At 65.2% G+C, this 20,121-nt stretch carries 19 protein-coding genes; 6 read left to right on the forward strand and 13 right to left on the reverse strand.

Features of this window, described 5'->3' with window-relative positions; all coding sequences use genetic code 11:
* Window positions 1-25: 25 nt before the first annotated feature.
* Window positions 26-1,720: an NfrA family protein gene (locus tag ACVK00_RS02545; RefSeq protein WP_228909274.1), complete on the reverse strand. Its 1,695-nt coding sequence runs from the start codon at window positions 1,718-1,720 to the stop codon at window positions 26-28.
* Complete coding sequence (locus ACVK00_RS02550; RefSeq protein WP_435521277.1) at window positions 1,717-3,675, reverse strand: glycosyl transferase family protein; 1,959 nt, start codon at window positions 3,673-3,675, stop codon at window positions 1,717-1,719. Before ACVK00_RS02550 ends, ACVK00_RS02545 begins: the two co-directional genes overlap by 4 nt.
* Before the next feature lie 961 nt (window positions 3,676-4,636).
* Here ACVK00_RS02550 and ACVK00_RS02555 point away from each other — a divergent pair.
* From ACVK00_RS02555 to ACVK00_RS02565, 3 genes are all read left to right on the forward strand, one after another.
* Window positions 4,637-4,942 (forward strand): hypothetical protein, encoded by a 306-nt coding sequence (locus ACVK00_RS02555; RefSeq protein ID WP_228909271.1) that lies wholly within the window; start codon window positions 4,637-4,639, stop codon window positions 4,940-4,942.
* Window positions 4,943-4,954: 12 nt separating this feature from the next.
* Entirely contained in the window at window positions 4,955-6,598 is a 1,644-nt protein-coding gene (locus tag ACVK00_RS02560) for a DUF2334 domain-containing protein (RefSeq protein ID WP_284891219.1), read from the forward strand.
* Window positions 6,599-6,707: 109 nt separating this feature from the next.
* Window positions 6,708-7,658: an alpha-amylase family protein gene (locus ACVK00_RS02565; protein WP_284891218.1), complete on the forward strand. Its 951-nt coding sequence runs from the start codon at window positions 6,708-6,710 to the stop codon at window positions 7,656-7,658.
* Between the two features lie 140 nt (window positions 7,659-7,798).
* Here ACVK00_RS02565 and ACVK00_RS02570 read toward each other — a convergent pair whose 3' ends face one another.
* From ACVK00_RS02570 to ACVK00_RS02595, 6 genes are all read right to left on the reverse strand, one after another.
* Entirely contained in the window at window positions 7,799-8,263 is a 465-nt protein-coding gene (locus tag ACVK00_RS02570; protein ID WP_228909265.1) for a hypothetical protein, read from the reverse strand.
* 61 nt (window positions 8,264-8,324) lie between these two features.
* Window positions 8,325-8,462 carry an HHHH-motif protein gene (locus ACVK00_RS02575; RefSeq protein ID WP_166725685.1) on the reverse strand — a complete coding sequence of 46 codons (138 nt, stop codon included), beginning with the start codon at window positions 8,460-8,462 and terminating at the stop codon, window positions 8,325-8,327.
* 357 nt (window positions 8,463-8,819) lie between these two features.
* Window positions 8,820-9,587 (reverse strand): ABC transporter ATP-binding protein, encoded by a 768-nt coding sequence (locus tag ACVK00_RS02580; protein ID WP_284891217.1) that lies wholly within the window; start codon window positions 9,585-9,587, stop codon window positions 8,820-8,822.
* Between the two features lie 18 nt (window positions 9,588-9,605).
* The gene (locus tag ACVK00_RS02585; RefSeq protein ID WP_166725683.1) at window positions 9,606-10,319 is read right to left on the reverse strand and encodes an ABC transporter permease; all 714 of its coding nucleotides are present in this window, start codon (window positions 10,317-10,319) and stop codon (window positions 9,606-9,608) included.
* A complete protein-coding gene (locus ACVK00_RS02590; protein WP_166725682.1) occupies window positions 10,316-11,005 on the reverse strand; it encodes an ABC transporter permease in 690 nt (229 codons plus the stop codon). The genes ACVK00_RS02585 and ACVK00_RS02590 overlap by 4 nt, the downstream gene beginning before the upstream one ends.
* 62 nt (window positions 11,006-11,067) lie before the next feature.
* Window positions 11,068-11,841, reverse strand: a complete 774-nt coding sequence (locus tag ACVK00_RS02595; RefSeq protein ID WP_284891216.1) for an ABC transporter substrate-binding protein — start codon at window positions 11,839-11,841, stop codon at window positions 11,068-11,070.
* 496 nt (window positions 11,842-12,337) lie between these two features.
* Between ACVK00_RS02595 and hutC the strand changes: the two genes are divergently transcribed.
* Entirely contained in the window at window positions 12,338-13,033 is a 696-nt protein-coding gene (hutC, locus tag ACVK00_RS02600) for a histidine utilization repressor (protein ID WP_354123183.1), read from the forward strand.
* A gap of 16 nt (window positions 13,034-13,049) precedes the next feature.
* On the opposite strand, the gene ACVK00_RS02605 is transcribed toward hutC, so the two are convergent.
* A complete protein-coding gene (locus ACVK00_RS02605) occupies window positions 13,050-14,291 on the reverse strand; it encodes a glycosyltransferase (RefSeq protein WP_284891215.1) in 1,242 nt (413 codons plus the stop codon).
* Window positions 14,292-14,386: 95 nt separating this feature from the next.
* Here ACVK00_RS02605 and ACVK00_RS02610 point away from each other — a divergent pair, with 95 nt between their 5' ends.
* Together ACVK00_RS02610 and ACVK00_RS02615 are read left to right on the forward strand one after the other, a co-directional pair.
* Window positions 14,387-15,007 (forward strand): TetR/AcrR family transcriptional regulator, encoded by a 621-nt coding sequence (locus ACVK00_RS02610; RefSeq protein ID WP_284891214.1) that lies wholly within the window; start codon window positions 14,387-14,389, stop codon window positions 15,005-15,007.
* 419 nt (window positions 15,008-15,426) lie between these two features.
* Complete coding sequence (locus tag ACVK00_RS02615) at window positions 15,427-15,780, forward strand: hypothetical protein (RefSeq protein WP_006750810.1); 354 nt, start codon at window positions 15,427-15,429, stop codon at window positions 15,778-15,780.
* Between the two features lie 42 nt (window positions 15,781-15,822).
* Here the strand turns inward: ACVK00_RS02615 and ACVK00_RS02620 are convergent, their stop codons facing one another.
* From ACVK00_RS02620 to ACVK00_RS02635, 4 genes are all read right to left on the reverse strand, one after another.
* A complete protein-coding gene (locus ACVK00_RS02620) occupies window positions 15,823-16,650 on the reverse strand; it encodes an alpha/beta fold hydrolase (protein WP_354123184.1) in 828 nt (275 codons plus the stop codon).
* A gap of 114 nt (window positions 16,651-16,764) precedes the next feature.
* Window positions 16,765-17,682: a LysR family transcriptional regulator gene (locus tag ACVK00_RS02625; protein WP_228909253.1), complete on the reverse strand. Its 918-nt coding sequence runs from the start codon at window positions 17,680-17,682 to the stop codon at window positions 16,765-16,767.
* A gap of 253 nt (window positions 17,683-17,935) precedes the next feature.
* Window positions 17,936-18,181, reverse strand: coding sequence for a DUF3717 domain-containing protein (locus ACVK00_RS02630; protein ID WP_006761486.1), 246 nt, complete (start codon window positions 18,179-18,181; stop codon window positions 17,936-17,938).
* A gap of 261 nt (window positions 18,182-18,442) precedes the next feature.
* The gene (locus tag ACVK00_RS02635; protein ID WP_284891210.1) at window positions 18,443-19,978 is read right to left on the reverse strand and encodes an amino acid permease; all 1,536 of its coding nucleotides are present in this window, start codon (window positions 19,976-19,978) and stop codon (window positions 18,443-18,445) included.
* Window positions 19,979-20,121 lie beyond the last annotated feature (143 nt).

Here is a 20,121-nt window from a genome sequence, read left to right on the forward strand (position 1 = left end):
ACCGTTCCAACGTCAGCGCAGTCGCTCAGAACCACAATGTCGCGCGTACGACGAGACCACGTGCGCGTGCCGCTGACGTCAATGGAAAACGGTATTGCACCGTCACATCGAGATAGCTTGCCGGCGCGGTATACCTGCCTTCGCGAAACCAGTACCTGAACTGGATGCCGGGCCCCACACCGATTGCCGTCCTGTTCGGCTCACGATTGTCGTGATCGCCTGCCACCGCGACGTGGGGGTAGACGGTCAGCCGGTCGCTGAGCGCCGGCAAACGCCACGTGTGCCCGTAACGCAGCTCCGAATAAATGATGTAGCGGCCCGCCTTGATGAAATACGCACCTTCGACGTAAGCCTGCCAGCTCCGCCAGCTCGGTTCGGTGACCCGCAGGTCGGTGCCCCCCTCCGATGAATAGCCCACCCGCATCAGCCAGTCCGTCATCGACAGGCTGCCGACATGGAACAACCGCTCGGCGGTCAACACCACGTTCTGGTCGGGTATCGGCTTGTAGCGCGCGCCCACCGACCCTTGCACGGTCGGCATCCCGGTCACGTTGCCCGAGCCGTCGTAGGCCGTGCCGTATCCGCGCACGAAGAACTGGAAGATGCGACCGTTCTGATAGCCGATCTTCGGCGGCTGCCAGTACGCCTCGATACCCGGCTGAAGCACGCTGATGGTGCCTTGCGGGCCGAACGCGGCCGACTGGTATGGCGCGCTCAGCACGAAACCCCAAGTGCGCTCCAGCTGTTCCACTTCCCGCCGATAGCCGAACTTGCGCTGCGCATCGAACGCGTGTTCGTTTTCGTCGGCGTCGAGGCTGTGTTCGAACAACTGGACGGACTGCTCGTTCAATCCGATCCGCTTCGCGGCATAGCCGGCGTCCGCGTAGTTCATCGCGTTGCCGGCGCCACCGGCGAAGCCCTCCCGAAATGCGTCCAGCGCGGCGCGATCGTCGTGTTCGCGCAGGAGGTCATAGGCGTGCTGCAGCTTCTGCTGCGCGCTATCGTCGACCGCCGCCTGCGGCGGCGCGTCGACTTGCCGCGCCTGCGCCGCGATCGACGCAGCCATGTTGCGTTCCGCATCCGTCGATGCGTCGCTGGCCGCCAGCTCCGCCATGCGGATGGCGCTTTCGCGATCACCGGCCTGCAGGCTCAGTTGTGCGATACGCACCTGAACCACGGCCGATTTTTCATCGGCCAGCGGCGCCAGTGCAATGCCGGCTTCATGCGGGCGATTATCCGCGAGCGCGCTGTCGGACCATGCGAGACGCAGGTTGCGCTGCTGCTCGTGGCTCCATTTTCCGGTCGCGACGGCGGCCGAGAAATCGCGGCACGCAACGTCGTAGCGCATCTGCCGCTGCGCCAGGTAGCCATGCTGCGCCAGCACCGCCGCGCTCTTCGGAAAACGCACGCTCAGCGATTCCAGCAGCGCGTCCGCTTCATCGACCTTTCCTTCGCGCCGGTACACATCCGCAAGCAGCAGCGCGAGCTGCTCGCTCCCCGGCTGAATCTTGACGGCACGCGACGCATACTCGTCCGCGCGCGGCAGGTCGCCGGCGTTGATCGCCTTGTATGCGCCGTCGGCGAGCCGGTAGGCCTTCGCAGTGAGCGGCTGGGCCGCGGATGCCGGCGCCTGCCAGGCAAGCGACACGGCGAGCGCCAGCGCGCTCAACCGTGCGCAACGCTTGAGGCCGGCCGCGATGGGTCGTGTCGCGCGCTTCATGCCTGTTCTCCCGACGGCCTTTTTGCCGCAGATGCCTGCGGCGTCGCGTCATCGCCGTCGCGCAGCCGCGCGATGTCGACGAAGCGCGAGTGCCGCGCGAGTTCGGTGGCAATCTCGGCATCGCAGGCGATGAAATAGGCGACGTTCGATCTGGCGCCGCGCCGCACGACGTCCTGTTCGTCCGGCGTGAGCGGGCGCCCGACCGCGATATTGAGCGTCCCGTCGTCCGCGGTCGAAAACGGGACCGCGCGATACGCGTACTGCAGTTCGAATGCCAGCGAGTCCGCGAAGTGACCGACCGCGACGTTGCCCAGGCTCACGCGCGGCAACTCCGCCTGCTCGGCGAGCGCATCAGCCAGCGATTCGGTGGACAGCTCGGTGCATTCGAGCAACAGTTCACCGAGCCGCTTGCCGCATGTCAGTTGTTTCTCGAGCCCCGCCTGCAGCTGCTCCAGGGAGACGACGCCCCAGCTGACCAGGATCTCGCCGACCTTGCGCCGCTCTTTCCCGAGTTCTTCGTTCGACAGGTAGGTGTGACTGGTCTTGTCCCACGCGATCGGCCTGCCGTTCACGAGGTGGCCGACATAGATGCGCCACGCGCGACTCACCGCGCAGAAATTGATCAGGTTGTTCACGAACATCCGGGGGATCGACAGCAGCCCCTGGAGTGGGCCGTTCAGCTTGCTGACGAAGTGGTAGCGCTGCCCGGCGCGGGCAAACAGCATGGCGGTGTTGACCCACAGCAGCGGCGCCACCCATGCACCGCCCATCACGACATGAGCGCCGGCGGGGATGATGCCGCCGCTTTTCTGAAGAAAGGCAAGCAACACGAAGTTGAGCAGCACGCCATAGGCCACCACCGAAAACAGCGACGTCACGATGCCCTTGCGATCGTGGAAGAACATATAGCGGGTGAGGAGGTCGCCCTTCCAGCCGAGCTGCTCCCAGCCCTGGAAGGCGATGCCGAGGATCCAGCGCGTGCGCTGCCGGTAGGCGGTGCGAAACGTCTTCGGGAAGTACTCGCGCGTGGCCAGCAGGTTTCGATTGCCAGCGCCGGCCTCCGCACGCTCTTGGCCGGCATCGTGCACGGCGTCCGAAAGCGCGAAGCGGGCAAACGTTTCCTTCATGCCGAGATCCTTCAACCGGAAGCTGAAGTCGTAGTCTTCGGTCAGCGAACTCGTGTTGAACGGAGAACCGTCGCGCGCCTTCATCGCCGCCTCGATCGAACGGCGGCTGTAGCATGATGCAACGCCCGCGCCCGGCACGACGCCGGTCAGGCGGGCTCGTACCGGCACGTCCTTCTGGTGCGTTTCGCTGAAATCGTCGAGATAGCAGCCGGCGACGAACTCGTTCCATTTTCGCGGCAACGACAGGACCGGGAGCTGAACCAGGTCGCTTTCCGCTACCGCATGATTGAGGTACTTGAGTTCGACCGGATGAATGACGTCTTCGCAGTCGTGCATGACGACGCCTGCGAATCGAATATGATGGACTTCCTCGTAGCGCAGGATCGCTTCGATGATCCAGTTCAGGCAATCCGCCTTGCAGGTCGGCCCGTCGTTCCTGACCGTTGCGCGCGTCACCCTGCCCGGATACCGGCGCACCATCCGTTCGACTTCCGACGTGGTTTCGGCGTCGTTGCGATAGGTGCCGACGAAGATGACATAGCGCTCGTACTCGAGGGTCGCCAGGGTGTTCTCGATCATTTTGGCGATCACGTCATACTCTTTCCACGCCGGCACCATGAGTGCCAGATGGCGCTCTTCCAGCGCGCGCAGCATGCCGATATCGACGGTCTGCGCTTTCTCGCGACGCAAGATCCGCCCGAGTTCGAACCACCAGTAACAGGCGTCCAGCGTGAGGTCATCCAGCGTGCTGACCAGGATGACGATGGCGGTCACAATGGCGACGATATTGATCGCATATAGATACGTACTCCATATCATATTATCCATGACCCCTTCCGCGTTCTTCGATCGTTCGCCTTCGCTTCCTCTCCGCCGAACCAACGCAAGACGAATCTCTCCCCGTCCCCGTCGCCCCCGTCATGTCCACCCCGATGCGGCGCCGCACCCGCACCCGCCGCTCTCGACAGACCCGGATCACGCGTCGAGCGCTATCGATACGGCCACGTAACATCCTCAAAAACGCAACGTGTTCAGTGGATGACTTTCGACAGCCGATTTCACTGCTTGCCGCCGCCCCGCATTCGCCGATGCTTGCAGCCGTGTTGCGATCTGGCGCCTCGCAGTGCGCCCCGGGCACCGTCTTCTCCGCGCACTGCTGTTCTAGCAAGTCGTGCGCCATCGCCGCGCCGCCCTTGGCATGCCGAGCCCCCGGGGGTGACGTCACACGATTGCCGGCTCGAATCCGGCCCAAACGTTTCAGCGCTGCAACACTACGTGAGCGATCCTCTGAAAGCAGCCTGACAGGTCGGCGCCGCGCGCCGTTCGACGCGATCGGAGCATCGCCACGCGGTTCGGCTATCTACCGGGGCAGGAAGGATCGGCGTCTCACGAAAAATCCCGTATCCGAACCGATATCGCACGTGCGCGCCGATCGACTCGATTGCCTTGTTCCAGGTGCGACGTTCAGCGCGCAACCGGCTTTTCCCGAATCGTCCGACCACGCCGGATGCACGCTTGCCGGACTGGATTCGAAAAAACGCGTGCGTTGCAGGCATGAAACGTTTATCGAAAGCAATTTGGGACTGTCGCGACGTGCCGGTTTCGACGTCTCGCCCCGACGCCCATTAGCGGCAGATGGTATGGAACTAGCTTGGAAGCAACGGTATCCGGTTTCGTTTTTTTATCGGGTAGAAGCGCGCAAAAACTCACGACATAACGACCCGATTTAAATCGGCAATTCAACGCGCTCGTTTCGTTAAGGGGAAAAACTTAATTTGCATATCAAAGGATGAAAATCATGCCTTCGCATCGCTACCAATCTTTTCGAATCGGGTTGAGCACCGCCGGGCTGGTCCTGACGTTGGTTCCCGCGCTCGTCGTCATCGGCACGGCGCCGGAGGCGAGTGCTCAGCAGACGAACCAGTCGTCTCACGGCAAGATCAAGGCCCCTCCCTTACCCAACGGCTCGGCCAACACCATCGTGAAGCCAGGCATGTCCGAGGAGGATTGGGACAAGGCATACAAGGAGACCGGGCGCCCGAAGTTCAACAGGAGCCTCGTGAAGAGAAACGGCGGCAACGTCGAACGCGAATAGGGAGAAACGGCCATGAAAAAGATCTTGATCGTCATAGCCCTGCTTGCCGGACTCGCGCAACTGACCTTGCCGGTCACCGCGCATGCGCAGGTCACTACCGCACACACGCTCGTGCTGTACGACAACCCGGCCAACGACCCGTACTCGAAGCTCGGGCTGATGTACAGCATCATGTTGAGGAACCTGCTCGGCCACTTCAATACGACCGTCGACCTGGTCCCGATACAGAACTACACGGCCGGCATGATCGGCAGCCACGATGCCACGTTCTACATCGGCGACTACTACAACAATCCGATTCCGGCGGCGTTCATGAGCGACGTGATGACCGCGACGAAAACCGTGGTCTGGTTCAAGTACAACTTGTGGCAGCTCGCATGGAACACGGCCTACACGTTCAACCAGACCTTCGGGTTCAGCTTCACGGGCCTTGCCGGGATGAACGCGTCGCCTTCGTCGAGCAATCCGAATCCAGGCTTCTACGATACGATCACGTACAAGAACCTGCCGATGGTCAAGTATTACGCATATGACGCGTCGTCGGGTGCCATCAGTGCGGATCCCGACGTCGGATTGACCCAGGTCCTCGACGCCACCAAGGCCCAAGTGCTCGTCACCATCAAGAACAGCAAGAGCGGCGCCACCACGCCTTACGTCGTTCGCTCGGGCAAGCTCTGGTATTTCGCGGACATGCCATTCTCGTACATCGGCCCGACGGATCGCTATCTCGTGATCTGCGACATCCTGCACGACATCCTGCAGACCAATGCACCGGTGAATCACCGTGCGCTCGTTCGTCTCGAGGATCTTGACGCGTACACGACGACGAGTTCGATGAGACAGCTGACGGACTACCTGTACTCGAAGAGGATCAAGTTCACGATGGCGACCATTCCGCTGTATACCGATCCGAACGGGTATTACACCGGCGGCCGTCCGGAGACGATTCACCTCGCGCAGGCAACGGGCCTCAAGAGCGCGCTGAACTATGCGCTCCTGCGCGGCGGCTCGATCGTGATGCACGGCTACACGCACCAGTACGACTCGACACCGAACCTTCTGACCGCGGTCAGCGGCAGCGACTACGAGTTCTGGTACGCGGTGCAGAATCGTCCGGTCGTAGAGGACTCCGTGCAGTGGGCGAAAGGCAGAATGGCCGACGGCATGCTCGAGTTCACGCTCAACGGCTACCACATCGTCGGCTGGGCCGCGCCGCAGTACCAGATGTCGCCGAACGCGTCGGCGGCCACGGCGCAGACGTTCCCGACCACGTTCCAGCGGGCCGTCTACTACACGTCGACCAATCCGCAAATCGGTACAGGCGCAGCCAACCAGGACTTTTCGGCCGGGCAGTTTTTCCCGTACATCATCAACTCCGATTACTACGGGCAGCGGATCATCCCGGAAAACCTGGGCAGCATCCAGTACAACATCTGCAACATCGACCCGTTCTCGTGCATCACGTACACGTGGCAGCAACTCGTCACCAACGCCCAGTACGGCCTGGCGGTGCGGGACGGCTTTGCGTCGTTCTTCTTCCATCCTTACTGGCTCGAACCCGATCTCGGCTTGCCGGCTTACCAGGACTTCCAGAGCGTCGTGACCGGCATCACGAACCTGGGCTACACGTGGGTGGACGGCACGACGGCCAAGTGACGCTCGCCGGCGAAAGCCCCGTGCGTGCGACCCGCTGCGGCAACGCGGGTCGCACGCCTGCATTTGATCGGCTACGATGACGCGTAAGAGTGGTTCCGGGGAGGCAGCGATGATCAAGTACGCCATCCCGGCCTTGCGCACGATTCGACAGCGTATGGGCCGGTTCCGGCACGCAGGGCGGCCGCGCCGGCGCGCGCGCACGGCGACGCTCGCGGCGATCGGCGCGTCGCTCGCCATGGCCGCGTGTAGCTGGACGGCGCACGACGTGCATGCCGACGGAATCGTGTGGCAACTGGACAACGCGACGACGAATCCCGTCGGGAACTGGCAGATGCTGGGCGTGCACGATCTGCTGATCCAGTGGAGCGTCGTCGACGATACCGCGTACGTGCCGAACACCGGCATCCGTACCGCGGCGCACCTTCCCGACTGGGAGCGCATCGGTCGCGAACCGTGGGCCAGGAACGTCATTCTGGGCCTGGCCGGCTACCAGGACGAAAGGCGTGCACGCACCCATCTGGCGACGCTTGCGAACCAGTCCGCGGAGGTGGCGCGCGCACACGTCCCGCTGCATGTGACTGGTTACTACTTCCCCGTCGAAATCGATCCGACCTGGCAGGACGCGCCGAAACTCGCCGAGATCCTGAAGCGCTTGCCGCGTCCGCTGTGGGTCAGCGTCTACGACCAGACCAATATCGGCGGTAAGGCGCTGGCCGACTGGCTCGCATCGTGGCTGCCCGCGGACATCGGCGTGTTCTTCCAGGACGGTTGCGGCGTCTATGCGCGCGAACCGTACGTCGCCCGCGTCTATCTCGACGAGCTGGCCGCGCGCCTCGGAAAGCAACGCGTGCGGATGATCGCGGAAGCCTTCCGGCCCGCCGAGCACGGTGGCTTTCGTGCGGCCAGCGCAGAGGAACTGAGCAAGCAGCTGGCGACGTATCGCGGCTATCCGGTCTATCTGTTCGATGGCCCGCACTATGTGTCGGACAACCTCACGCGTGAACTCGTCACGCGGCCGACCAATCCGCCTCCAGCCAAGCCCGCCGGAACGATTCCGTGATCCTGACGCACCCGGCCGCCATGCGAACGGCAAGCTTCAGACTGTCCGCCAAGTAAAAAAACGCCCCGCCGAAACGGCGGGGCGTGATGCCCGACAGCCAACGCGCGGGCAATGCGCAAGCCGACGCTCGCGCGGCCGGCTTACGAGCAGGCCTTGCCGTGCGACGGATGGAAGCCCTTTGTCTTCGCATCCGCTTCCGACATGTAGCTGCCGTGCTTCGTCTTGCCGTAGTACTTGTCGGTCGAGCAGTGATAGACCTTCGTGCTGTCGTTGACCCACACCTTGCCCGCGCCGCCGCCCGGCGCAGCCGCGGTCGTCGCCGGCGCGCTCTTCGCGGGCGCGGCGGCCGATGCCGGAGCAGCGGATGCCGCCATCGCGGGCGCCGCGGCCGGTGCGCTGGCCGCCGCAGCAGCCGATGCGCCGTACCAGGTCTTCACCCCCTTGTGACCCGCGCATGCGCCCTTCTTCGACGCGCCCGAATAGAACGACCCGTCCTTGCACAGACCGGTCGTGCCCGCCGGCGCGCTGGCCGGAACTTGCGCGAACGCACCGGTCGACAGCCCCACGCCGGCAGCAAGCGCGGCGATCAACATCATCTTTTTCATGGTCCTCTCCTGATTTGCCTGAATCGTGAAAGCGTCCCGGGCAGCGCCGGGACAACCCTGCTTACCGCACCCAGCGGCACTCGCGATGGTGGTGGTGATCGAAATGGCACACGCGGTGCGAGTGCGCTTCGGCAAGGGCCGGCACGAGAACGGCGCAAGCCAGTGCGGTGGCCGTCAGGATCTTCGCGATGCGGTACATGGAACTCTCCCGGATAGGTCAGCCGGTCATCCGGCTGGTACCTGCTTAACGCCGGTCCCCCGATCTCCGTGTACCGCACCTGCACATAATTGACGATCTTTGACATCGGCCACTCGACGGCGGCGAAGCTGGCGGCTGCGCACCCACATGCTTTCGATGCTTTCAGCAGCACAACGGTCTGGAGTTCGAATGAAGCGGCGCCGCCGGAACGGGCGAACGTGCGCGAGAGAAGGGGACAGGAAGAGAAACGGCGCGATGACCGATCGCGCCGACAAGCAATGAGAAAGGATACGAAAAGCCAGCGCGTGCCGGACGGGCGCATCCAGCGCGCCCATCCGCGGCACGCGATCTGGCGACTTACTTCAACCGCCCCGACAGGAATTGGCCGAGCCGCTCGCTCTTCGGATTGACGAGAATCTCCTGCGGATCGCCCTCTTCCTCGATCTTCCCCTGATGCAGGAAGATCACATGATTCGACACGTTGCGCGCGAAGCCCATCTCGTGCGTGACGACGACCATCGTGCGGCCCTCCTCGGCCAGCTTCTGCATCACCTTCAGCACTTCGCCGACGAGTTCCGGATCGAGCGCCGATGTCGGCTCGTCGAACAGCATCACCTCGGGCTCCATCGCGAGCGCACGCGCGATCGCGACACGCTGCTGCTGGCCGCCCGACAGGTGCGACGGATACATGCCTTCGACGCGCGGCGCGAGACCGACCTTCTCCAGATACGTTCGTGCGCGTGCGACCGCTTCGTCCTTGCCGATCCCGAGCACCGCCATCGGCGCCTCGATCACGTTCTCGAGCACCGTCATGTGCGACCACAGGTTGAAGTGCTGGAACACCATCGCGAGCTTCGTGCGCATCCGCTGCAGTTGCTTTTGATCGGCCACGCGCAGCGAGCCGTTGCGGTCGCGCGCGGTCTGGATCGGTTCGCTACCGATCGTGATCTGCCCCGAGCACGGCTGCTCGAGGAAGTTGATGCAGCGCAGGAACGTGCTCTTGCCGGAGCCGCTCGAGCCGATGATGCTGATCACGTCGCCGGCCTTCGCCTTCATCGACACGCCCTTCAACACCTCGTTGTCGCCGAACTTCTTGTGGAGGTTATCAACGGTGAGCTTGTACATGCTTGGTCCTTCCTTGCATTAATGGCCGCGCGGCGAGAGGTACGCGAGCCAGCGCGTCTCGAGCTTGCGGAACGCCCAGATGAGCGTGAACACGACGATGGCGTACAGCACGGCCGCGATGCCGTAGGCCTGGAACGACATGTACGTCGCGGAGTTGACGTCGCGCGTGACCTTCAGGATGTCGGGCACGGTCGCGGTGAACGCGAGCGTCGTCGCGTGCAGCATCAGGATCACTTCGTTGCTGTAGCTGGGCAGCGAGCGGCGCAGCGCGGACGGCAGGATGATGCGCGTATAGAGCTTGAAGCGCGACATCCCGTACGCCATCCCGGCCTCGATCTCGCCGGCCGACGTGGCCTTGATCGCGCCCGCGAAGATCTCGGTCGCATACGCGCATTCGTTCAGCACGAACGCGAGCAGCGTGCAGTTCATCGCGTTGCGGAAGAACGTGTCGAGCAGCACGTGGTTGTGCACGACCTGCAGGCTGTAGATGCCGGTGTAGCACATCAGCAACTGCACGTAGAGCGGCGTGCCGCGGAACACGTACGTATAGAGCCACACGGGGCCGGAAATCCAGCGGTTCGACGACGCGCGCGCGATTGCGAGCGGCACGGCCAGCGCGAAGCCGAACGCGATCGACACGACCAGCAGCCACAGCGTGATCGCGAGGCCGCTGAAGCGGTAGCCGTCGGTGTAGAGATAGTTTTGCCAGTACTGGCTGATGAGTTCGATCACAGTGCGAGCCTCCGGACGCCGACGGAATAACGCTTCTCGAGGTGGTGCAGCACGACGTTCGACACCGTCGTGATCGCGAGGTAGATCGCGCCCGCCGCGAGCGTGAAGAAGAAGAAATCGAGCGTGCTCTTGCCGGCATCCTGCGACGCCTTCACGACATCGGCGAGACCGATGATCGATACCAGCGCGGTGGCCTTCACGAGCACCTGCCAGTTGTTGCCGATGCCCGGCAGCGCGAAGCGCATCATCTGCGGGAACAGGATCCGGTGGAACACGCGCCAGCCGCTCATCCCGTACGCGAAGCCCGCTTCGAGCTGGCCGCGCGGCACCGCGAGAAACGCGCCGCGGAACGTCTCGGTGAAGTACGCGCCGTAGATGAAGCCGAGCGTGATGACGCCCGCGACGAATGGATCGATGTCGATCTGATCCCAGCCGAGCGCGTCGGTCGCCATGTTCAGCAGGATCTGGATCCCGTAGAACAGCAGCAGCATCAGCACGAGATCGGGCACCGCGCGGATCAGCGTCGTATAGAACGTGCCGATCCACCTGAGCACGCGGTTGGTCGACAGTTTCGCGGCCGCGCCCGCGAGGCCCAGTATCAGCGCCGCGGCGAGCGACAGCACCGCGAGCTTCACGGTCTCGACCGTGCCGGCCCACAACAGCGGGCCAAATCCTTGGAAGATCATGTCAGCATTTCCAGAAAGACCGGCGGCGCAGCGCGGCACGCGCCGCGTGCGCCGCGAAGGCGTCAGCCGCCGTAGACGTCGAATGCGAAGTACTTCTTCTCGAGCTTCTTGTACGTGCCGTCCTTGATGATGTCGGCGATCGCGTGGTCGATCTTCGCCTTCAGGTCGGCGTCGTCCTTGCGCAGGCCGATGCCCGCGCCGTTGCCGAGCGTCTTCGGATCGTCGATGTCCTTGCCGGCGAATTCGAAGTTCGCGCCGCGCGGCGTCTTCAGGAAGCCGAGGTCGGCCTGCACCGCATCCTGCAGCGCGGCATCGAGGCGGCCGGCCATCAGGTCCTGGTACACGCCGTCCTGGTTCTGGTAAGACACGATCTGCACGCCCTTCGGCGCCCAGTAGGCCTTCGCATAGGTTTCCTGGATCGTGCCCTGCTCGACGCCGACCGACTTGCCCTTCAGCGATTCGGCCGTCGGCTGCAGGTGCGCGCCCTTCTTCGAGACGAGCCGCGTCGGCGTGTTGAACAGCTTGTCGGAGAACGCGATCTGCTCGGCGCGCGCCGGCGTCATCGACATCGACGACAGCACGCCGTCGAACTTCTTCGCCTTCAGCGCCGGGATCATCCCGTCGAAGTCGTTCTCGATCCATACGCATTTCGCCTTCAGGCGCGCGCAGATCTCGTTGCCGAGATCGACGTCGAAGCCGACGACCTTGCCGCTTGCGTCCTTCGATTCGAACGGCGGATAGCTGGCGTCGACGCCGAACCGGATCGTCGACCAATCCTTGGCGTGGGCACCCACCGCGATACACGCGAGGGCAATACTGAGGGCGAGTTTCTTCATGGCGTTCCTGTCATAGGCGAACTGGGCACGGGCCCGTCGGGCGTCGCCGCCGCGAACCCTTCCAACCCGGAAGCCGTCATCTAGACGGCGCCCCAAGTTGTACATACAACTTTGCCTTTTTCGGGATACCGCCAGCAATCCGTGTTTATCTCTAGTTGCCGAACAATCGTCGTATCGGCTCGGGATTTCCTTATATTTCAATCCACTGCGTCTTACATTTTGCTGTAACCGCGCTTTAATAAGACAATTGTGACCATCTCGGCCATGCGATCGTTTGTCTATACTTTTCCGCTCGCGATGCGTGCGCGCCTCGTGCGCGACGTTCGCCGGAACCACGCCTCTGCGCGATTTCCCGTGTGGATATGTGCCGAAATAATGGGGATCATGCGTCGATGGCCGGGCGGATGCCGCATCGAACCCGGTACACTCCGCCCGGCCCCCGCACGAAGGCCGGACTGCGACGGCACGCGGCCGCCGTCACTTGAACAGCAATGCAATGACCACACCGATCTATCAGGAAATCAAGGACTTCATCCTCGCGCGCATCCATGCGGGCGAGTGGGCGGAAGGCGACCAGGTGCCGTCGGAGAACGAGCTCGCGCGCGAATTCAACGTCGCGCGGATGACGGTCAACCGCGCGCTGCGCGAGCTGACGGCCGAGCAGGTGCTCACCCGCACGCGCGGCTCCGGCACCTACGTCGCGTCGCCGAAATACGAATCGACGCTGGTCGCGATCCGCAGCATCTCGGATGAAGTCGCCGCGCGCGGCCATGCGTATCGGGCGCAGGTGCTGGAGGTCGGCGCTGCCATCGCCGACGCGCAGCTCGCCGACGAACTGCGGCTCGACACGGGCAACCCGATCTTCCATTCGCGCGTGCTGCACTTCGAGAACTACACACCCGTGCAGCTCGAGGAACGCTGGGTCAATCCGGCCTGCGCGCCGGAATACGCATTGCAGGACTTCACGACGACGACGCCGAACCAGTACCTGACGCGCGTCGCACCGCTTCAGCGTGTCGAATACCGGATCGAGGCCGCGATGCCCGATGCGCCGACGCGCCGCCACCTGACGATGGACGAACGCGAGCCCTGCCTGCTGCTGCATCGGCGCACGTGGTCGCAGGGAATGGTCGCGTCGGTCGCGAATCTATGGCACCCGGGCAGCCGCTACCGGTTCACCGGGCATTTCTGACGCGCGGCTGGCGCGTTCATTGCGCGCCGGGGCGCCCCCAACGCTCGATCGCGTCGACCGCGACACGCAACCCGTCCTCCTGCCCGAGCCGCGCACCGAGTGCGGCGGCCCGCGCCTGCGTGTCGGCACGCGCCGCGAATGCGATCGCGCGGGCGAACGCGGCGGCGTCCACGCGGCGCCCGGCCACCGGCGCATCGGCCACACCGAGCCGCTGCAGCCGGTTCGCCCAGAAGAACTGATCGCCCGCGAACGGCACGACGACCGACGCAATGCCCGCCCGCGCGGCCGAATGCGTGGTGCCCGACCCGCCGTGGTGGATCGCCATCGATACATGCGCAAACAACCAATCGTGCGGCGCCTCGCCGATCACGCACACGTGCGCGGGCAGCATCGACGCGTCGATGCCGCTCCAGCCCGGCTGGAACAGCGCACGCCGGCCGTCGAGCGCCCGCACCAGCGCGTCGACCATCGCGGCCCGGTCGAACCCGGCCATGCTGCCGAAGCCGATATACACGGGCGGATCGCCCGCTTTGAGAAAGGCCGAGAGTGCGGGCGGCGGCGTCCACGCCGGCGTGTCGATACGCCACTGACCGCATGCCAGCACATTCGGCGGCCAGTCGGCCGGATCGGCCAGCAGCACGGGCGACACGCCGTACACCATCGGATGATCGGTCCACACGCGCCGGCGCGGCGGCAGTCCGCACACGCTGGCGCGCGCCGCATTGGTCGCCTTCCTGAACGCCTGCCACAGCAGCGCGTTCACGAACCGGTGGCTGGCGCGATTCAGCCAGCGCGGCGCCTTGCCGGGCGGCAGGAACGGCGACGCGAACGCCGCGGTTGGCGTGATCGGGATCATCCCCGCGCCGATCGCCGGCACGCCGCGATACTCGGCGACCGACAGCCCGACGAACGACGCCAGCCCCGACACGAGGATCGCATCGCAACCGGCCGACGCATCCGCGACTTCGCGCATCCACGCAGCGGTGTTCGCATTCGCGATCGCCGCGAGCGCCTTCGACGTGTCGTTGAAGCCGCCGCGACCGCGCACCGCATCGGACAACGCGCCATCCGGCGCCACCGCCGCGCGGATATCGCCGGACAACGGCGCGCACGGCACGCCGAGCGCGGCGGCCGAACCGAGCGTCGCGGCGTCGGCCAGCAACCGGACCTCATGACCGGCCGCCATCAGCGCGCAACCCAGCGCCGCGAGCGGGCGCGTGTCACCTTCGGTGCCGTAGGTGGCAATGACGAGCTTCATGCGTGACTCCTCGCACACGGCGAGAACGAGTGGATTCACAAAAGTGCACGTCGTATACTAATGCAATTCGTACACTTTCCGTCAATCCCCGAACCATGCCGATGACGACCGACGATCCGGGCCGCCGTGCGCGCAAGCGCATCCAGATGCTCGCGCACCTCGCCGCCACCGGCGCACGCCTGTTCGATGCGCACGGCTACGACGCCGTCACGATGGAGCAGATCGCCGCGCAGGCCGACGTCGCGAAACGTACGCTGTACAACCACTTCCCGACGAAGGAAGCCGTGCTCGCGCACTGGCTCGAAGGCGAACTCGCACGCGACCTCGCCCATCTTGAGCGCGACGTTGCGCGACGGAAAAGCTTCGCGTCGCGGATCGCCTGCGTGCTCGATGCGTCGGCCGCGTGGTGCGAACAGCATCCGGTGTACCTGCTCGCGTACCTGCGGCATCGATTCCTGAGCATTGGTGCGGTGCAAGCGGAAGGCGGGACGGAGAACGGCAGCGACATCGCGCTCGTGTGGCAGCAGCTGATCGCGGCCGGTCAGCAGGCCGGCGAGCTGAACCCGGCGCTGGCCGCCGGCCAGCTCGCAACCTGGTTCCATCACCTGTATCTCGCGGCGATGCTGCGCTGGCTGACCGTGCCGGGGTTGTCGCTGAAACGCGAATTCCAGTCGGTCGCGAAGCTGTTCGTCGAAGGCGCGCAAGCGAAGCCGTGAGCGGCCGCCGCGGTCCGATACCGAACGCGTGCCACATGCGCGCGCCGCGCCGATCGCCGCGCGACATGCGCTCACGGCGCGCAGGCGACGCTCGGGCAGAAAGGTGCGTGCTCATCGAATGTGCGCCACGCCGCGCGCGCTGACCGGCGATCTGCTGCGCCACCGGAATGGCTGCTGTCCGGTACGACGGGCGACACGCAACCGGCCAACGCGTCGCCCGAGGCACGTGAGGACCGCTGATTGGGTCGCGCGACGCGCAGGGATTTTTACAACGAATGATCAGACGGGATGCCAAATTTCCCGCGCGGCAGTATGCTGGTGTCGTACGGCCGCGCACGATGCATCGGGCAATCCCCTAGTCCGCACGTCGTCGCGCTGCCGTCGCGCCCGCAATCATGCGTTGCAAGGAGGGCTTCGTGATGGCTACGACACATCAGCACTTCCACCTCGAGCTACGGCACGCCACCGCGCCGACGTATTTCATCAGCTACCTGTTTCCCGCCTTGCTGTTCGTGTACGAACTGCTGCGCGTCGGCCAGTGGATCCGCGATCACGGGATGCAATTCGCCGCGTTCAAGCAGATGGGTTACGAGTATCTGCTGATGCTGCTGTTCGTCGGGCTGCAGATCGTCGTCGAGGCGATCTTCCTGCTCGGCGCCGCGATGCGCAGCGATCATCGCGATTTCGAGCACCGCCTGCCGAACGTGGTCCTCGGCATCGGCTGCTCGATCGCGCTGCTCGCGATCGATCTCGCGATCCAGCTGGCGTTCTGAGCACCGGCGGGTTCGGCCCGCCGGTCGCATAGGTTGGCAGGTTCAGGCGGGCGCGTCGCGCAGCAACGTCGCCACCGCCGCGAGTACGTCGTCGGTCCGCTCGCGATGCGGCATGTGCCCGCATCCGTCGAGCAGCAGGAACGACGACGGCCCCGCGACGCGCGCGGCGATCCGCTTCGGATGCACGTCCGACCCGTATTCGTCCTGCTCGCCGTGAATCGCGAGCGTCACGCAGCGCACGCGCGGCAATTCGTCGTCGAGACTCCAGCCGCGAAACGCCGGCGACAGCCACGTGTCGACCCACGCACGCAGCACCCATTCGGCCTTGTCGCCGTGATAGCGCGCGAGCCGGTCGAGCTGGCCGGGCGCATCGAACTGCTGCGCCGCGTCGCGAATGCCGTCACGCGTGCGATCCTCGACGAACGCCTGCGCGGCGACCGTCACAAGCGCGCGGCAACGCGCCGGATACGCGGCCGCGCACCCGACCGCCATCCCGCCGCCGACGCTGTGCCCGAACGCGACGAACGCATCGATGCCGAACCGTTCGAGCAGCGCATGGAATCCGTGATCGGCCTCGTCGCGCACGAACGTCGCGGCGAGCTGCCCCGGATGACGATCGGACCGGCCGAAGCCCAGCCGGTCGTACGCGATTACGTCGCGGCCGGTGGCGCGCGCGAGCCGGGCGGGGAAGTCGCGCCATAGTTCGACGCAGCCGAGCGAGTCGTGCAGCAGCACGATTGGTGCGGCCGGCTTAGGTGCGGCCGGCTCAGGTGCGGCAATTTCCCCTGCAGGCGCACCGCGCCAGCGCTTCGCGAAGAGACGCCCTTGCGGCGTCTCGACCCAGGTCTCCTCGGTCACGATGTCAGTCATGTGTGTGTCGTCGTCTGCATGAAGGCGGCCGCACGCGGGCGTACCGTATCGAATGCCGACGATGGTGGCCCGGCGACGCGCGCGACGTCAAGCAAGCCCCCACCGCCCGCACGCTCATTCGGGTTGCGGCGGCAGATACTCCATCTGCGACTCGTCGTAGAGCCGGTAGATCAGCGCCTGCATCGCGCGGATGTCCTCCGATTCATCGAGCATCCGCATGCTCATGATGATCGGCGACACGAGGTTCGGATCGTCGAGCGGCTTGTAGCTGATGTCGTCGCGCTTCAGCCCGTACACGCTGTGCGGCACGACCGACACGCCCTCGCCCATCGCGACGAGCCCGAGCGCGATCTGCAATTCGCGCGTCTCGTAGATGCGCCGCGGCTGCAGCGCGCGATCGTGGAATGCCGCGAGCACCTGGTCCGCATAGCTCGGCCGCGGCGCCTTCGGGAAGATGATCAGCGTGTCGTTCACGAGATCGTGCAGCGACAGCACGGGCTTCGCGCCGTCGAGCACGTGACCGACCGGCAGCGCGACGATCATCCGTTCCTCGCGCAGCACGACGCGCCGCACGCTCGGATCCTCGTGACGGATGCGCCCGAACCCGACGTCGATGCGCCCTTCCTTCAGCGCCTTGATCTGGTCCATCGTCGACATCTCGTGCAGGCTCAGCTCGACGGCCGGATACTCGCTGCGAAAGCGCCGGATGATCTTCGGCAGCATCCCGTACAGCGTCGAGCCGACGAAACCGACCGACATGCTGCGCTCGATCTTGCCGACCCGCTTGGTCATCGATTCGAGCTCGGTCGTCTGCGCGAGCAGCTGCACCGCGTGCGAATAGAAGAACCGCCCCGCGTCGGTCAGCTTCAGCGGCCGCGCGGTGCGCTCGAACAGCGGCACGCCGAGCGCCTCCTCGAGCTGCTGGATCTGCCGGCTGAGCGGCGGCTGCGCGATGTGCAGGCGCTCGGCCGCACGCGTGAAATTCCGCTCCTCGGCAACCGCGACGAAGTAGCGGAGGTGTCTCAACTCCATGTTCGAACCCTCCCGGACAGGCCACGGACGTTCATTCGGCCCCGCGCGGATGCGTCCCGCGCCGGTCGCCCACGCTGGTCGCCCCGTGATCGCCTGATCCCGATGCCATGACGATACCTCACGGCGCGCCGATACCGGTGCGAGCAGCGTCGCGCTTGCACGCGCGTTGCGCACCGCACAAAGCAAAACGGGAAGCCGCCAGGCTTCCCGTTCGTTCATCGACGCCGCGTCGCGGCATCGTCCCGGCCGCGCGTCACGCCTCGGTTGCGTACAGCGCATCGCGCTGCGCGTCGCTCAGCGAATCGAGCGGCACGTCCGGCAGCCGATAGCAGATCATCGCGCCGTACAGCTCGGCCAGGCAGTTGCTGCCGGCGTCGAGCGCGTAGCCGTCCTCGCCGTCCGGCGCCGGCGGATACACTTCGCGCCACGCGTTGATCGCGGCTTCGATTCGCACGATGGAAACGGGTCCGGCCTTCCGCTCGGCGGGTGATGCGCTCATGAATTCCTCTGGGTTGCCGCTCCGCGGGCCGTGCCGGCCCCGGCGGAACGATTGAAACGCCGGGCGCCGCCGGCCGCCGCAACAGGCGCGCGCCGGATGCCCGATCCGCGCCGCGCTCGTCGCGCCGGCCGGGCCGTGGCCCGGTAGGGTCGGGAAATATAACCGGCTTTGACCCCGTGCAGGGGAAAGCCGACAAAAAAAACGGGAAGCGCGCGGCTTCCCGTTTCATCGCATCTCGCGCGGCCGTGTGCCGCACCAACATCAGCCCGCGGTTTCGCGGTTCGCCACACGCTCCACCTGCGCGCCGCGGTTCGCGGCCACCCACGGCGCGATTTCCATATCTTCGTAGCGCACGAAGCGGCTCTTGTTCAGGAACCGGTAGCCGAGCCAGACGACCAGGAACAGCGGGATGCCGACGTAGGTCGCGGCCACGCCCGCCCAGTCGATCCGGTTCGCGAGGAACGCCTGATAGTCCTGCCCCAGCGCGATCACGAGACACAGCACGAATGCGAACAGCGGGCCGAACGGGAACCACTTCGACTGGTACGGCAGCTGGTCGACCGCGTAGCCCTGCTTCACGTAGCCCTTGCGGAACCGGTAGTGGCTGATCGCGATGCCGAGCCACGCGATGAAACCGGTCATGCCCGACGTGTTCAACAGCCACAGGTACACCGTCTTGTCGCCGTACAGCGACGTGAAGAAACACAGCGCGCCGACGGCCGTCGTCGCGTACAGCGCATTGCGCGGCACGCCGCCCGGCGACAGCTTCGCGAACAGCTTCGGCGCGCGGCCTTCCGTCGCGAGGTTGTAGAGCATCCGCGTCGACGCGTACATGCCCGAATTGCCGGCCGACAGCACGGCCGTCAGGATCACCGCGTTCATCACGCCGGCCGCGAAGGCGAGGCCCGCGTGGCGGAACACGAGCGTGAACGGGCTCACGCCGATGTCGGTCACGTCGCTCTTCAGCAGGCTCGGGTCGGTATAGGGAATCAGCACGCCGATCACGAAGATCGCCAGCACGTAGAACAGCAGGATCCGCCAGAACACCTGGCGCACCGCGCGCGGGATCGTGGTGCGCGGGTTCTCCGATTCGCCGGCCGCGACGCCAATCAGCTCGGTGCCCTGGAACGAGAAGCCCGCGATCATCGCGACGCCCATCAGCGCCGGCAGGCCGCCCGCGAACGGCGCGTCGCCGATCGTCAGGTTGCCCCAGCCGTTGCCCGGCGCGCCCTTCAGAATGCCGAAGATCATCAGCAGGCCGACGCCGATGAACGCGACCACCGTGACGACCTTGATCAGCGCGAACCAGTATTCGGCTTCGCCAAAACCGCGAACGGTCAGTGCGTTGAGCAGGAACATCACGGCGAGGAACGCGGCGCTCCACCAGACGCCCGGCACATCCGGGAACCAGTAGTGCATCACGAGCTGCGCGGCGACGAGTTCGACCGCGATCGTCACGGCCCAGTTGTACCAGTAGTTCCAGCCGAGCGCGAAGCCGAAGCCTTCGTCGACGTATTTCGCGCCGTAGGTCGCGAACGAGCCCGACACCGGCATGAATGCGGCCATTTCGCCGAGGCTCGTCATCAGGAAGTAGACCATCAGGCCGATCAGCATGTACGCGACCATCGCGCCGCCGGGGCCGGCCTGGGAAATCGACGCGCCGGACGCGACGAACAGGCCCGTGCCGATCGAACCGCCGATGGCGATCATCGTCAGATGGCGCGCCTTCAGCGCGCGATGAAGCTTGGGTGGGTTCGCGGGAGAACCGGGTTGGTCGGAATTCGGAATTGCGGACATAAACGAGACGAACGTTGAGCGGGCCGGCATCCGGAGCCGGCGCATGCGGAATCGGGGCGCGGCGCGCCGCCTGCGATGCATTCGATGCGGCCCCGATACGCATTGCGCGCCGGGCGCCTGCGGCGAAGCGCGGATTCTACCTG

It is taken from the genome of Burkholderia sp. PvR073, from assembly GCF_054055695.1.

What these genes read in the sequence shown, in the direction of transcription:
- ACVK00_RS02545 (WP_228909274.1), bottom strand. Translation starts at nt 1,720, where the DNA reads ATGAAGCGCGCGACACGACCCATCGCGGCCGGCCTCAAGCGTTGCGCA.
- ACVK00_RS02550 (WP_435521277.1), bottom strand. Translation starts at nt 3,675, where the DNA reads ATGGATAATATGATATGGAGTACGTATCTATATGCGATCAATATCGTC.
- ACVK00_RS02555 (WP_228909271.1), top strand. Translation starts at nt 4,637, where the DNA reads ATGAAAATCATGCCTTCGCATCGCTACCAATCTTTTCGAATCGGGTTG.
- ACVK00_RS02560 (WP_284891219.1), top strand. Translation starts at nt 4,955, where the DNA reads ATGAAAAAGATCTTGATCGTCATAGCCCTGCTTGCCGGACTCGCGCAA.
- ACVK00_RS02565 (WP_284891218.1), top strand. Translation starts at nt 6,708, where the DNA reads ATGATCAAGTACGCCATCCCGGCCTTGCGCACGATTCGACAGCGTATG.
- ACVK00_RS02570 (WP_228909265.1), bottom strand. Translation starts at nt 8,263, where the DNA reads ATGAAAAAGATGATGTTGATCGCCGCGCTTGCTGCCGGCGTGGGGCTG.
- ACVK00_RS02575 (WP_166725685.1), bottom strand. Translation starts at nt 8,462, where the DNA reads ATGTACCGCATCGCGAAGATCCTGACGGCCACCGCACTGGCTTGCGCC.
- ACVK00_RS02580 (WP_284891217.1), bottom strand. Translation starts at nt 9,587, where the DNA reads ATGTACAAGCTCACCGTTGATAACCTCCACAAGAAGTTCGGCGACAAC.
- ACVK00_RS02590 (WP_166725682.1), bottom strand. Translation starts at nt 11,005, where the DNA reads ATGATCTTCCAAGGATTTGGCCCGCTGTTGTGGGCCGGCACGGTCGAG.
- ACVK00_RS02595 (WP_284891216.1), bottom strand. Translation starts at nt 11,841, where the DNA reads ATGAAGAAACTCGCCCTCAGTATTGCCCTCGCGTGTATCGCGGTGGGT.
- hutC (WP_354123183.1), top strand. Translation starts at nt 12,338, where the DNA reads ATGACCACACCGATCTATCAGGAAATCAAGGACTTCATCCTCGCGCGC.
- ACVK00_RS02605 (WP_284891215.1), bottom strand. Translation starts at nt 14,291, where the DNA reads ATGAAGCTCGTCATTGCCACCTACGGCACCGAAGGTGACACGCGCCCG.
- ACVK00_RS02610 (WP_284891214.1), top strand. Translation starts at nt 14,387, where the DNA reads ATGCCGATGACGACCGACGATCCGGGCCGCCGTGCGCGCAAGCGCATC.
- ACVK00_RS02615 (WP_006750810.1), top strand. Translation starts at nt 15,427, where the DNA reads ATGGCTACGACACATCAGCACTTCCACCTCGAGCTACGGCACGCCACC.
- ACVK00_RS02620 (WP_354123184.1), bottom strand. Translation starts at nt 16,650, where the DNA reads ATGACTGACATCGTGACCGAGGAGACCTGGGTCGAGACGCCGCAAGGG.
- ACVK00_RS02625 (WP_228909253.1), bottom strand. Translation starts at nt 17,682, where the DNA reads ATGGAGTTGAGACACCTCCGCTACTTCGTCGCGGTTGCCGAGGAGCGG.
- ACVK00_RS02630 (WP_006761486.1), bottom strand. Translation starts at nt 18,181, where the DNA reads ATGAGCGCATCACCCGCCGAGCGGAAGGCCGGACCCGTTTCCATCGTG.
- ACVK00_RS02635 (WP_284891210.1), bottom strand. Translation starts at nt 19,978, where the DNA reads ATGTCCGCAATTCCGAATTCCGACCAACCCGGTTCTCCCGCGAACCCA.